The sequence below is a fragment of the Ruegeria arenilitoris genome, from assembly GCF_013035425.1.
Classification (GTDB): domain Bacteria; phylum Pseudomonadota; class Alphaproteobacteria; order Rhodobacterales; family Rhodobacteraceae; genus Ruegeria; species Ruegeria arenilitoris_A.
Map to the genome: position 1 here is coordinate 94,400 of NZ_WQHX01000003.1, position 12,776 is coordinate 107,175.

At 52.2% G+C, this 12,776-nt stretch carries 12 protein-coding genes; 4 read left to right on the top strand and 8 right to left on the bottom strand.

Going from position 1 to position 12,776, the window contains the following annotated elements; all coding sequences use genetic code 11:
* Positions 1–47: 47 nt before the first annotated feature.
* From maiA to hmgA, 7 genes are all read right to left on the bottom strand, one after another.
* Positions 48–686, bottom strand: a complete 639-nt coding sequence (maiA, locus tag GOV45_RS09420) for a maleylacetoacetate isomerase (RefSeq protein WP_170476758.1) — start codon at positions 684–686, stop codon at positions 48–50.
* A gap of 61 nt (positions 687–747) precedes the next feature.
* Entirely contained in the window at positions 748–954 is a 207-nt protein-coding gene (locus tag GOV45_RS09425; protein WP_170476760.1) for a DUF2783 domain-containing protein, read from the bottom strand.
* 5 nt (positions 955–959) lie between these two features.
* Entirely contained in the window at positions 960–2,570 is a 1,611-nt protein-coding gene (locus tag GOV45_RS09430) for an FAD-dependent oxidoreductase (RefSeq protein ID WP_170476762.1), read from the bottom strand.
* 135 nt (positions 2,571–2,705) lie between these two features.
* Positions 2,706–3,656, bottom strand: coding sequence for an MBL fold metallo-hydrolase (locus GOV45_RS09435; protein ID WP_170476764.1), 951 nt, complete (start codon positions 3,654–3,656; stop codon positions 2,706–2,708).
* A 10-nt stretch (positions 3,657–3,666) separates the two neighbouring features.
* The gene (gene fahA, locus GOV45_RS09440) at positions 3,667–4,923 is read right to left on the bottom strand and encodes a fumarylacetoacetase (protein WP_170476766.1); all 1,257 of its coding nucleotides are present in this window, start codon (positions 4,921–4,923) and stop codon (positions 3,667–3,669) included.
* Between the two features lie 45 nt (positions 4,924–4,968).
* On the bottom strand, positions 4,969–5,592 hold the full coding sequence (locus GOV45_RS09445) for a LysE family translocator (RefSeq protein ID WP_170476767.1): 624 nt from the start codon (positions 5,590–5,592) through the stop codon (positions 4,969–4,971).
* Between the two features lie 5 nt (positions 5,593–5,597).
* Positions 5,598–6,953: a homogentisate 1,2-dioxygenase gene (hmgA, locus tag GOV45_RS09450; RefSeq protein WP_170476770.1), complete on the bottom strand. Its 1,356-nt coding sequence runs from the start codon at positions 6,951–6,953 to the stop codon at positions 5,598–5,600.
* A 57-nt stretch (positions 6,954–7,010) separates the two neighbouring features.
* On the opposite strand from hmgA, the gene GOV45_RS09455 reads away from it, so the two are divergent.
* Both GOV45_RS09455 and GOV45_RS09460 read left to right on the top strand, forming a co-directional pair.
* Complete coding sequence (locus tag GOV45_RS09455) at positions 7,011–7,463, top strand: MarR family winged helix-turn-helix transcriptional regulator (RefSeq protein WP_170476772.1); 453 nt, start codon at positions 7,011–7,013, stop codon at positions 7,461–7,463.
* 60 nt (positions 7,464–7,523) lie between these two features.
* The gene (locus tag GOV45_RS09460) at positions 7,524–8,753 is read left to right on the top strand and encodes an adenylate/guanylate cyclase domain-containing protein (RefSeq protein ID WP_170476774.1); all 1,230 of its coding nucleotides are present in this window, start codon (positions 7,524–7,526) and stop codon (positions 8,751–8,753) included.
* A gap of 288 nt (positions 8,754–9,041) precedes the next feature.
* Here GOV45_RS09460 and GOV45_RS09465 read toward each other — a convergent pair whose 3' ends face one another.
* Positions 9,042–9,851 (bottom strand): division plane positioning ATPase MipZ, encoded by an 810-nt coding sequence (locus GOV45_RS09465; RefSeq protein ID WP_170476775.1) that lies wholly within the window; start codon positions 9,849–9,851, stop codon positions 9,042–9,044.
* Between the two features lie 214 nt (positions 9,852–10,065).
* Here GOV45_RS09465 and GOV45_RS09470 point away from each other — a divergent pair, with 214 nt between their 5' ends.
* Both GOV45_RS09470 and GOV45_RS09475 read left to right on the top strand, forming a co-directional pair.
* Positions 10,066–10,953 (top strand): AEC family transporter, encoded by an 888-nt coding sequence (locus GOV45_RS09470; protein ID WP_170476777.1) that lies wholly within the window; start codon positions 10,066–10,068, stop codon positions 10,951–10,953.
* A gap of 144 nt (positions 10,954–11,097) precedes the next feature.
* Positions 11,098–12,687: an MFS transporter gene (locus GOV45_RS09475; protein ID WP_170476779.1), complete on the top strand. Its 1,590-nt coding sequence runs from the start codon at positions 11,098–11,100 to the stop codon at positions 12,685–12,687.
* Positions 12,688–12,776: the final 89 nt, after the last annotated feature.

Below are 12,776 nucleotides of genomic sequence, written 5' to 3' on the forward strand. Positions count from 1 at the left end.
CGGCACGCTGTCACTTCGTTGTTGTCACACAGTGTCTGTGCGCGCGGTCAGGTCGGCGCATTCGCGTCAGGATACGCTGCTGCAAAAGCCGGAAGATTGCCGCAAGCTGCCTCAACTGACAAAAGTTTAGGCATATCAGACAGATCGACTTGCCAACGCCTGGCATTGTAAATCTGCGGCACAAGGCAAATGTCGGCAAGTCCTGGCGTTGAGCCGGTGCAATAAGGTGCCTGTTTAAAACCGCTCAACAATGCCTCAAACGCCAGCAGACCGGGGCGAATGAAATGGCGCATCCAGCTTCCGGGCATGTCGTCGGCGCCGTCACTCAGTTCAGTGGCATGTCGGGCGACGGAAAGGTTGCAGACTGGATGAATATCGACGGCGATACTGTAAGCTAAAGCTTGAGCCGCAGCCCGTTCTGCTGGTTCATTTGGCAGAAGGTTCAAGTTTCGCGTCCGGTCCAGATAATCGAGAATAGCGAGTGACTGTGTAAGGCGCAGACCATCAATATCTAGAACCGGAACCAGCCCCTGCGGGTTTCGGGACAAATGCGAAGCCTCCCGGTGTGCGCCCTTAACCAAGTCGATAACTTCCGAGCGATAGCTGATTTCGGCCATATTCAGCGCGATCCGTACCCGGTAGCTGGCCGAAGATCGCCAGTAGTCATAAAGTATTACATCCGACATTTGAGCCTCTGGCTATCTTGGGTCATTGGCGGCAATGACGGCTCCAACTTTTGTTTCATTTTTATGCAGGCTCATTCTTTTGAAGCGCAGCCGCCTTTATCGCCTGTTTCAGGATACTGTTGTCTCCTATGTGGTTGGCCAGAACCAAAATCAACCGAGCATTCAGAGCGTCGCTGTCCTGTCTTTCAAGCCCTTCATGGGCCTCAAGTAGATCGGCGTAAAAATCATCGGCGTGATCGAAATTCGCTGAAAGGATCAGATCGGCCATGATTATTACTCCTTACCCGTGGCGCGGTGCATCGCGTGCCGGAATGCGTTTTCTTCAAATGTATCGCGTCTGGCGGCGACGTGCTGATCGGGTCGGATCAAGTAAACCGCACTGGTCGCGTCACCTAGATAACGGCGTTTCAATGCCAGCGTTGGGTCGTCCTTTATTGACAATGCAAGTCTTGGGACAGGCACGCCGTCCACTTCAAAGTCATCCGGTGCGTCTGCATCTATGGTCAGTAAAGTGAATCGATTGGCCAATTTGGGCAACAGATAGGTGTCACCCAGCGGCGCGTCGGGGCAGGGCGATCCCGGTCGGGTGCTTGCCGGACCGTTCAGCCCATCTGCCGAGTTCAAAGGCGAGCCGTCATAGGTACAAGGCGTGCTCAAGCGACCGGAGTTGACCATCGGACGCGCAAAATCATAATGCTCGCTAAGGTCCAGAACGGCGTCGCGCAATATGCGGGACATTGGTGACTTGGGCGTGATGAAATCCGTCGAACGGGTGGAATTCAGAATGTTTTCGTCAGCTCCGAGGATCCGTTCGAGATCATAGCTGTCCAACAAGGATTCCGGCGCGCTTCCGTCCAGCACCATTTTCAGCTTCCAGCACAGGTTATCAGTGTCCTGCAAACCGGAATTGGCTCCGCGCGCTCCAAATGGGCTGACCTGGTGCGCGCTGTCACCGGCAAAAATCACACGTCCATGGCGAAATTGCTCCATGCGGCGACATTGGAAAGTATAGATACTGACCCATTCCAGTTCGAATTTAACATCCTCGCCCAACATGGCCTTGAGACGCGGGATCACATTCTCGGGGCGTTTTTCCTTTTCTTTATCGATATCCCACCCCAGTTGCAGGTCGATCCGCCAGACACCATCAGGTTGTTTGTGCAGCAACGCCGACTGGCCCCTGTTGAACGGAGGGTCAAACCAGAACCAGCGTTCCGACGGAAAATCGGCATCCATCACGACATCGGCAATCAGAAAGTTATCCTCGAACACACGCCCAACGAAATCTTCGCCCAACATGGTTCGCATTGGAGAAGCCGCGCCGTCGCAGGCGATTACCCAATCGGCTTCGACGGTGTAAGACCCCTCGGGCGTATCCACCTCAAGCCGGACGTGATCAGGATGGGTTCCGACTGCTTCAACCTTATTGCGACCGCGGATTTCTATTGGTGCACCTTCGGATTGCAGCTCGCGGACACGGTCGACCAAAAACTGCTCCAGATAGTATTGTTGAAGGTTGATGAACGCCGGTCTTTGATCTCCTTTTTCGGGTTGCAGATCAAATTCATAGACTTGCCGGTCGTCAAAAAAGACCTTTCCCTTGTTCCACAAAACGCCCTTATCGACCATGGCCTGCCCACAGCCCAACCGATCAAGGATTTCTAACGGGCGTTTGGCAAAGCAAATGGCGCGACTGCCAAAACTGACCTTGTCATTATCATCCAGCACGATAACTTCGACACCCTGCTGGGCCAGATCGATGGCTGCCGCCAGCCCAACGGGGCCAGCGCCGACAACAATGATCTTGTGGCGGACCGGTATCGGCGCCGCCTGGTCCGGGTTGGATTGATAGGCATACAGCGGAACTTCGAATACCTTGTTCACAGTTGCTCTCCCCTTCCGTGGCTCAGAGGGCGTTCGACGAAAGCGCCCCGCGCAATTTGGTTGTAGGATTTGGCTTATCGTCTCATTATCCGTAACGACCCGACACGATCTGGATCAAGTTCAGGCCGGGATTTATTAACCTTGCAAAGCCTCCCACATTTCAAGATCTCGCTGGGCAGTCCAGATACGAGGGGTGTCGATCCCGCGAGCTTCGTCATAGGCACGGGCTACGTTAAACGGAAGGCAGTGCTCGTATATTGCATAGTTTGAAAATTTTGGGTCGCATTCAGCACGAACTGCGTCCCATGCTTCTTTCAAAGTGCCACCGCGTGCAGCAACCTTGGCGGCAGGTCGGTAGGTGCTGTCAACGAAATCGCGGGTGTTTTCGATGGCGGCGTTGACCATGTCCTTACCGACCAGCGCATCGCCCCGTCCTGGTGCAATCGCATCCACGTCGAACCACTTTATCTCATCCAACGTGTCACCCCAGTCACCGAAATGCCCGTCGCCGCAGTAGCAAGCAGAGTGATATTCAACGATGTCGCCAGTGAACATCACGTTCTGATCGGGCACGTGGATAACAATATCTCCAGCAGTATGAGCGCGGCCCAGATGCATTAAATCGACTCGTCGATTGCCCAGATAGATTGTCATGGTGTCGCTGAACGTGGTGGTTGGCCAGGTTAGCCCGGGAATGCTTTCATGACCTTCGAACAGGCGTGGGAAACGCTGGAATTCGCTGTCCCAGTCTTCTTGGCCGCGTTCCACAACCATGGCGCGGGCCATGTCCGACATTACAATCTGTTGCGCATTAAAGGCGCTTGCACCAAGGACGCGTACAGCATGGTAATGGGTAAGCGTCACATGGGTGATCGGTTTGTCGGTAACCGAACGCACGCATTCGATAACTTTGTTCGCAAGTCTGGGTGTCGCCTGCGCTTCGACGATCATAACACTGTCGTCCCCGATGATCACACCTGAATTCGGGTCTCCTTCGGCTGTAAAAGCATACAGCCCGTCGCCAACTTCGGTGAAAGAGATTTTCTTTTCGGACATGTCCCCCTGGGACGCGAATGCTTTGGCCATGGTGGGTTCCTTATCGTGCGTAGGGGTTTTCAAGGGCAGGCAAAACGGTACCAACGCAGTCGCCAAATCCGACGGTATAGCCATCCCCTTTGGCTGCGCCTTTCAGGGTCAGGGTGTCGCCGTCTTCGATGAAATTACGCGTTTCGCCAGTTGCAAGTGTCATCGGTTCCTTCCCACCCCAGCTGAGTTCCAGAAGGGAACCCCGCTCGGGTTTGGACGCACCGGAGATCGTTCCAGATCCTAGAAGATCACCCACATTCATTGGACAGCCTGACGTCGTGTGGTGCGCCAGTTGTTGAGCGGCCGAATAGTACATCTGGTTATAGTTAGTCCGAGCAATTGTGGTTTCTGGTTTGCCTTCAGGGGCAATCGTTACCTCTAGATCGATGTCATAAAGCATGGGCCCACAATCTTTCAGGTGATCCAGCAACTCGAACTCACGTTCTGGCGTGTCGCAACGGAACGGTTCAAGGGCGGGTTTGGTCACGATCCAAGGGCTAATCGAAGTGGCGGTGGCCTTCGCTTGAAACGGCCCAAGCGGCTGATATTCCCACGCCTGAATGTCGCGGGCTGACCAATCATTAAGCAGAACATAACCAAAAATATGATCGTCGGCTTCTTGCACCGATATCGGACCGTCTGAAGGTGTGCCAACGATCGCTCCCATCTCGAGCTCGATGTCAAAGCGCCGACACGGAAGGAATGCGGGCTTGTCATGGTCTGGTGACTTCAATTGCCCCCAAGGACGACGGATATCTGTGCCAGAGACTACTACTGATGATGCGCGCCCATTGTAGCCGATTGGTATGTGCAGCCAATTCGGGGGCAGGGCGTTTTCCGGACCACGAAACATGGTGCCGACGTTAAAAGCGTGATTTCTGCCCGCATAGAAATCAGTATATTCGCTAACTGCGAATGGCATATGCATCTCGACGTCGGCCTGTGGAACAAGCAACGTCTCAACACGTTCCTGTTCTACTGATCCTTCTGCCAACAGCTCAGTCAGGCGCTCGCGAAGGGCGGCCCAGACGGCCGGACCTTGTTCCATTAGCGGGTTCCAAAAGGGAAGATCGAAGAGCGGTTCATCGGAAAGGGAAATTATCCCCCTTGCTTCGGCTTCTGTTACGTTTAGGATCAGGTCGCCGATCGCAACCCCACACTTTGGTTCATCGTCTTTAATCGAAAACACGCCATAGGGCAGGTTATTCAGTGGAAACGGGTGTTTTGCGTCATTGGCAGATGTCACCCAAGAGAATTTCAATGGCATGTTTCGTCCTTAGTTGTCGCGCGGACAGGCGTTTCGCCTGCGGGTTTACGAACCGGGGCGGATGGATTTCAGCCCAAGCAAAATAGCAGCCGCAATCATGAAACTTCCACCGATCCGGTCCAGCCATAACCTGGCCGGACCTTTAAGGCGCTTGGCCAGCCAACTTGCACTGCCGCCGTAGACGGTAAGAAACATGGCATCCAAGATCAGGTATGTGGCGGATAGGATAGCAAATTGTGACCAAAAGGGCAGAGCACTATCGATGAACAGGGGAAATAACGCGGCAAAAAACACCACTGCCTTAGGGTTGGCTGCTGAGGTAATAAAACCTTGCAACCACAAAGATTTGCGACTGGCGAGCGCGGCTATTTGCATTGCCTTGCGTTCGGCTCTCAGGATCGTTCGCACACTAAGAAAGATTAAATAAGCGACACCTAACCACTTGATCACCGTCAATGCGCTGCCGGATGCAGCAATCAACGCTGCCAGTCCAAGGCCGGCCGCCAACATCTGCAAAAAGTTGGCCGTTAAATCCCCCGCAGCAGTGAATATTCCGCGTCCAAGACCATTGACAGCACAATTCGACAGCATCAGCAATTGGCTGGGGCCGGGCGTGCTCATCAATAGCAGGACGGTCGCGACATAAGTGATCCAGATATCAAAGCCCATATCGGCTATTTCTTTCCTGGGGTACCATCAAACTTCTTTTCGATATCCGTCCAACAATCAATGTAGTCATCTTGCATCGGCGCTTCGTTCGCCGCAAACGCCGTCAGATGTTGCGGGAAACGTGTCTCGAACATGAATGACATAGTGTTATCCAGCTTGTCAGGTCCCAAGTTGGAATTCGAAGCTTTTTCAAAAGCTTCTTTGTCCGGCCCATGTGGTAGCATCATATTGTGCAAGCTCATGCCACCGGGGACAAAACCCTGAGGTTTGGCATCATATTGGCCGTAGATGTTACCCATTAACTCGGACATGATGTTCTTGTGATACCAAGGCGGACGGAAGGTATCTTCCATCACCATCCAGCGTTCCCGGAACAGAACAAAGTCGATATTTGCGGTGCCGGGTTGCCCGGACGGGGCGGTCAATACGGTAAAGATCGAAGGGTCCGGGTGATCGAAAAGGATGGCTCCGACAGGGCAATAATTTCGAAGATCATATTTGTACGGCGCGTAATTTCCGTGCCATGCAACGACATCCAAAGGACTATGACCGATTTTGGTGGTGTGGAATTGACCACACCATTTAATCGTGACGGCTGAAGGCGCATCGCGGTCTTCAAAAGCTGCGACAGGTGCCTTGAAGTCGCGCGGATTGGCCATGCAATTGGCGCCAATTGGTCCTCGCCCAGGCAATTCGAATTTTTGTCCGTAATTTTCGCAAACGAATCCGCGCGCCGGACCCTCTAAAACTTCGACACGGTACAACAGTCCACGCGGAAGAATAGCAATTTCCTTTGGCTCGAGATCAATGACTCCTAATTCTGTCGCAAATCGAAGACGGCCTTCCTGTGGTACAACCAACAGTTCGGAATCGGCGGAAAAGAAATAATCGTCCACCATCGATTCGGTAACCAAGTAAATGTGGCTTGCCATGCCAACTTGAGTGTTCACGTCGCCTGCGGTGGTCATTGTGCGCATGCCTGTCAGCCAAGTCAGCCCAACAGCAGAATGGGGTACAGGGTCCCAACGATATTGACCAAGGCTGATCACATCTGGGTCGACATTTGGTGCCGATTTCCAATAGGGAAGATTGATCTTCTCGTATCGGTGCGAGTGCTTTACCGAAGGGCGGATACGGTAACACCATGTCCGCTCTGGGTGTTGGACGGTGAAGGCAGTTCCGCTCAACTGCTCACCATACAGGCCATAATTGCATCTTTGCGGGCTGTTCATCCCTTGTGGCAAAGCATCTGGCAGAGCTTCGGTTTCAAAATCGTTGCCAAAGCCGGGCATGTATCCGGCGTGGGTTCCAACAGGCGTCGCAGCCTGGGTCAAATGATGCGGATCAGTGGGGCGATTCATGGCGCGGTCCTCTCTTTCCTGCTTGTCGGATAATAGTTGTTTTTGTAACTAACAAGGATGACACACCCAAAAAACGACGAAAAAGATGAATTCGACCTTCAGAATTTTCTGCCTTTCCTGCTGAATCAGGCGGCCGAGGCAAGCTCGCTTGAGTTTCAGCAGGTTTATAAGAACCGATTTGGAATGCTGCGTACGGAATGGCGGGTGCTGTTTCACCTTGGAAATTATGGCGAAATGACAGCGCGAGACATCGGTCAAAGAGCCAAGATTCACAAAACCAAGATCAGTCGCGCAGTACGTAAACTGGAACAACGTCGGTTTCTCAGACGAATCCGAGATGAAAATGATCGGCGGGCCGAGCGTCTTTCGCTGACTCAAATGGGCACTTCCGCTTATCGTGAGCTGCGCTCAATCGCGCGGAATTACGACGGCAAACTAGTAGCGCAGTTCACCACTGCAGAGGCGGAATTGCTGCGCACTATGTTGCGACGTTTGGCTGGATTGGATTGACCACTGGAATTTCGACGTGTTGGCCACCAGATGTGAGTCTCAATGAGGTAGGATTGAACTATGGCAGCCGTAGACACCGATTCAGCGAAATCCAATGATCTCATAAATTGGCTGGTAACGCGTGGTCTGGAAGGAACCGGCGAGCATGATCTTCTGGACGGCTATTGCAGAAAATTGTTGGATCTGGATGTACCGCTTATGCGTTTTCATTCGGCGCAACCTGCTCTGCATCCGGCCTATGGCGGCACCGGTTACAGTTGGTATCATGATCAGGGCGGAGATTTTCAGACATTCGACTATAGCGAAACCCCTAGCCAGCAATGGCGGCAAAGTCCGCTCTATGCCATACTTAATGAGGGATTGGATGCAGTTCACGAACGTTTAGTTGACCAGAACACGGCCAGTCGATTTCCGTTGATTAACGAACTGCGTGAAAAAGGCGCGACTGAGTATTATGCGACTGGAATCAATTTTGGCGCGCCCGCAAAACTCAATCAACTAGGTGAAAACCGGCGTATTGATGGGGCATTGATGTCATGGGCGACAAATGCGCCGAAAGGGTTCCAGCCTCAAGATCTCTCTTTGATAATCAGTTCTTTGCCGCATTTGGGTCTGGCCTTGAAATCTGCTTCCAGCGCGACCGTGGCGAAGGACCTGATGAGGGTTTATCTAGGAAGTGACGCAGGTCAAAGAGTGCTTTCTGGCGAAATTAGAAGGGGTTCCTTGCAGCAGATTGACGCTGTGGTTTGGAATTTTGATTTGGAAGGATTTACTGGCCTGTCCGAAGAGCTGCCCGGGCTTGAGATCATTGACATGTTGAATGATTATCTGGCTGTCGCGGTCGACGTCGTTCACGAATTCCACGGCAGTATCCTGAAATTCATGGGCGATGGGCTTATGGCCATTTTCGATGTGGGCGAGATCGACGCCGATGCGCGTGCGGCGCTGAACGCGACGGCTGCCCTGCAAAAAAGAATGGCGGAATTAAACACCCGACGCCTAGCAGACTCTCTGCCAGTGACTAACTTCACTCTGGCTTTGCATGCCGGAGAAATTCTTTACGGAAACATAGGCGCAGAAAGCCGGTTGGATTTCACTGTAATTGGACCGACGGTTAATCAAGCAGCTCGAATTGCCGGAATGCACCGTTCGCTGGGCCAACGGATTCTTTTGTCAGATGACGTGGCGCGCGCGGCGCAACCGTGCGAACACGATTTGGTTTCGGTAGGGCGCTACATGTTGCGAGGCGTGGCCGAACCCAAAGAGCTTTTTACAATTCATAGGCTGTGAAAAAGGGCCGCAAGCATTGAGTTGAGATGTTGAAATAATAAACGAGCGTCATTCGCTTTTCGCTGACAAGGTGTTGTTACCAAGGTTACACTGAGAGAGCGGTGTTGCGTTCGCTTCGTCAAGGGGCAAACCCCGGCGTAAAGTGATTTCTTTTCAATACAAAGGCAGTGTCAGATATGCCTTCGATCGCACCAATAGGCTTCCTGACTGTTAAGAAGCTAAACGCAAACTATTCCCCCTACTGTAGAAAGTGATCGGACCTTGCCGCAACTCAGCCGTGTGCGTTAATCAAAAGTCTATTTCTACGCCGGGTAAGTTCAGTTCCTTCATCATATCGCGCAATTCCTGTCGTGCCGCGATGTTGGAGATATTCAGTTGTTTTACACCGATGTCTTTTAGGTCCAATAGTGTCAGTCCACGTGGGAACAATTCGCGGAAAATAACTCTCTCGGAAAAGCCGGAGGCAACCCTAAAGCCGATCCGTTGCGACAGCATCTCGATAGCGCGCTGCATCTTTTCCTTGTTGACCATGCGCTGTGTACCGACACGGTTGCGCACCACGACCCAATCGATAGGTTTCAACCCTGCCTGCGCCCTAAGCTGACGCGCGTTCCAGACCATCTCGGAATACACGGACGGGCCAAGAATTTTCTCGCCCTTGGAGTCAATCCGGGCAAGCAGGTCAAAATCGATGAAGCTATCGTTCAATGGTGTGACAAGTGTGTCTGCCAGGGAATGCGCGACCTGACTTAGGCGCGTGTGTGAGCCGGGGCAGTCGATCAAAATAAAGTCGCTGTCACTTTCTAACTCTGAAACTGCCGCGGAAAGGCGGTGATCATAGATGTTTTCACCCGGTTTCAATCTGCTTGCGTCAATCTCGGGCAAGTCATGATGGCGCGGGCTTGGTAAAGAAATCCCCGAACCGTTCATAAAATTTATACGGTTCTCAAAGTAACGGCCCAAGCTTCGTTGACGTAGGTCCAGATCGAGTGTGCTGACCTTGTGCCCCAATCGGGCAAGTGCGGTTGCCACATGCATTGAGACGGTCGATTTACCTGCACCGCCCTTTTCGTTTCCGACCACAATAATATGTGCCATGCCTGTATTCCCAAGTCCCGCCGTGTTTGCCCACACGTTGTTGTAAGCCACTATATGTTGTGTGGCGCAGGAAGGGAAGAACTCTAAGCCGTAGTTTATAGCAATATCAGCTTTGAATTCGATGGTCCGAGACCCGCTCGTCTCTTCAAATTCGCCTTCTTGCCAAAACCCTGGTCAGGTCTCAGTGTGACTTCAACGGCGCGGAGGGCTGGGATTGGATCACTTGTTTCTCAATGTTCTGAATGTGGTACTGCCAGTTTTGATTTGCGCCGGCGTTGGTTACTGCCTTGCTTTGATCGACGCACCGTTTGACAACAAGGTGATTGGCGGGATCGTTTCAAAAGTCGGGTACCCGACCTTGATTATTTCGCATTTGTCCACGACCAAACTAGCGGTTGGCACGTTTATTGACATGATGACCGCTGCGGCATTGGCCGTCACGGGGTTCGGAGTTTTGGGATTCGTTGTATTGAAGATGCTACATCTGCCAATACGTGCCTTTCTGACACCACTGATGCACGGCAACGTGGGTAATATCGGCTTGCCAATCACTTTGTTGGCGCTGGGCGACGCGGGAATGGCTTATACAATGGCCTTTGTTGTGGTGGTGCTCATCAGCATTTTTACCGTGGGCATGTGGATTCCGGCAGGAGAGTTTTCGCCCAAAAAGCTGGCTACGTCGCCGATTATTTACGCGGTAATTTTTTCGCTGATCTTGATGTCTACAGGGCAAAGCTTACCGCAGCCAATTGCAAAGTCGTTTGATATTTTGGGAGGGTTATCGATCCCTCTGATGTTGCTCACGCTTGGGCATACCCTGGCCACTTTGCGTGTAAATAGCCTTGCGCGTGCTGTTCTTTTGACGGCGCTGCACCTTGTCATGGCAGTTATCATTGCTTCTGCGCTGATCTGGATTTTCGGATTTACAGGGGTTGAACGAGGTGCGTTGATCCTTTGTTGTCTGATGCCGTCATCAGTGGCGACCTATTTGTTCATTGATCAACATGTTCCGGAATACGGGCCGGATGTCGCCAGTTTTATCCTGGTCTCAACGTTGACGACCATAATCGTTCTGCCTTTGGCCCTTTCCTATTGGATCTGAGTGCCCAAATTACCTGACTGACATCAATCGGCGACAAAAACCGATTTATTGTCTATAAGTTATCGTCGGAGGACCTAAATTTAGATCAAACCAGTCGCCTTTGCCGGGCCGGTAATGTGGAGACATCGTGAGGCGGGGCTTTAGATGAAAGTTTCCAAGGAAACGTCTGATATGCGCGGTGCGCGAGTGGTTTTGGCCATGACCGCTATTTGCATGATGGTTGTCGGATTCAACACGACGGCAGTGGCGACCATTCTTCCCAACCTTAAGGCTGAATTTGATTTAGGCCCGTCAGGCTTGCAGTGGGTAATGGCCGTTTACACGGTGGTTAGTGCCACACTGGTCACAATTGTCAGCCGATTGGGGGATATCACCGGCAAAATGGGTGTGTTCTTCTTTGGAATGATCGTCTTTGCAGTTGGGTCTGGGTTGGTTCTTTTCTCGCAGGACGCCGCGATGCTGTTAATAGGCCGCGGAGCGCAAGGGGCGGGTGCCGCCGCCTTGTTCGGAACGTCGCTGTCTTTGCTCACCGCGGCGACGCCGGAAGAAAAACGAGCCAGCGTTACAGGAGCATGGGGCGCGATCGTCGGTCTGGCCATCGGTCTCGGTCCGGTCGTTGGCGGGGCATTTGCCCATTACATCAGCTGGCGAGGCGTATTTGCGATTGATTTGGTATTGTTGGTAGCTGCTTTCATAATCGGATTGCGCGTGCAACGACAGAATTATGTACCAGACACAAGGCTGCAAGGGGCAAAATTTGACTTTCCCAGCGCCGTGGCTCTTGTTCTATTGCTTGGTCCATTGTCATTTGCCTTAAGCAACGGTGAAAGCAAAGGGTGGGGTACCGTAACCACGCTTGTTCCATTATGTGTCTCGGCTGTCGCTGTTTTTGCGCTGATCACAACTTCGCGTCGCAGCGATGACCCTTTGATCGAGTTGCGATATTTCCGCCATCCCCGATACTTGATGGCCGCGACAGGCATGTTTTTTACAGGTTTTGCCCTGTTTTGTTTCTTTGTTTACTTTAACACGTTCGTGCAATCTCCGGATACATTTGCGTACACGGCAATCGGAGCAGGGGCAGCGATATTGCCGCTCAGCCTAAGTATGTTTGCCGTTTCAGTTACCGCCCCCCGGTTTCTGGCACCCTACAGTTTCCAATGGCCCGTCATTTTGGGTATGGGATGCATGGCTTTCGGATTGTTTCTGCTAACTTCGACCACAAACTCCACAGGCTATTCCGAAATCTGGTGGAAACTAGTCGTTTTGGGCGTTGGACTAGGTATAGGGTTTTCGTTGCTGCCGAGGCTGGGGCTGAGGCTGTTGCCAGAGGAACATGTCGGTCAAGGTTCAGGTGTAATCAACGCTTTCCTTTATTTTGGCGCAACGTTAGGCGCCGTCGTCGGTGGTTTGGCCGAGGCCAGAACGACCCGTTCCGGACTTTCTGAAGTGATTGCCGCGCTGCCTGCTGAATCGTCACAAAGGGAAGACCTTTCTCATGCTTTGACGCATGGGACACCAAGCCAGATTCAGCAACTCATTTCCCAGATGGACCCGCAATCCGGTACCGAGCTGGCCAAAGCCCTAAGGGACATACAAGATAATGCGTTTGACAGTGCAATGCTGTGTGCGGCTTTGGTGGCATCGATTGCGGTTTTTCTTGCGCTCCTTTTGTTGCGTGGGCCAGTGCCCCCGCTTCAAGACGCAAAGCAACTGGTCAAAGACAAAAGTTGAAAGCGGCGACAATATTTAACTAAGCTTTCAGCGCGTTGCAGCTTATGATCTGACTATAGCAATTTTCTGATTGGGTGCCTTTTTGAACT

Excerpts from the sequence above, each read along its gene's own strand:
- GOV45_RS09425 (WP_170476760.1), bottom strand. The coding sequence starts at position 954 with ATGGCCGATCTGATCCTTTCAGCGAATTTCGATCACGCCGATGATTTT.
- GOV45_RS09455 (WP_170476772.1), top strand. The coding sequence starts at position 7,011 with ATGACACACCCAAAAAACGACGAAAAAGATGAATTCGACCTTCAGAAT.
- GOV45_RS09435 (WP_170476764.1), bottom strand. The coding sequence starts at position 3,656 with ATGGCCAAAGCATTCGCGTCCCAGGGGGACATGTCCGAAAAGAAAATC.
- fahA (WP_170476766.1), bottom strand. The coding sequence starts at position 4,923 with ATGCCATTGAAATTCTCTTGGGTGACATCTGCCAATGACGCAAAACAC.
- GOV45_RS09445 (WP_170476767.1), bottom strand. The coding sequence starts at position 5,592 with ATGGGCTTTGATATCTGGATCACTTATGTCGCGACCGTCCTGCTATTG.
- GOV45_RS09475 (WP_170476779.1), top strand. The coding sequence starts at position 11,098 with ATGAAAGTTTCCAAGGAAACGTCTGATATGCGCGGTGCGCGAGTGGTT.
- GOV45_RS09460 (WP_170476774.1), top strand. The coding sequence starts at position 7,524 with ATGGCAGCCGTAGACACCGATTCAGCGAAATCCAATGATCTCATAAAT.
- maiA (WP_170476758.1), bottom strand. The coding sequence starts at position 686 with ATGTCGGATGTAATACTTTATGACTACTGGCGATCTTCGGCCAGCTAC.
- hmgA (WP_170476770.1), bottom strand. The coding sequence starts at position 6,953 with ATGAATCGCCCCACTGATCCGCATCATTTGACCCAGGCTGCGACGCCT.
- GOV45_RS09465 (WP_170476775.1), bottom strand. The coding sequence starts at position 9,851 with ATGGCACATATTATTGTGGTCGGAAACGAAAAGGGCGGTGCAGGTAAA.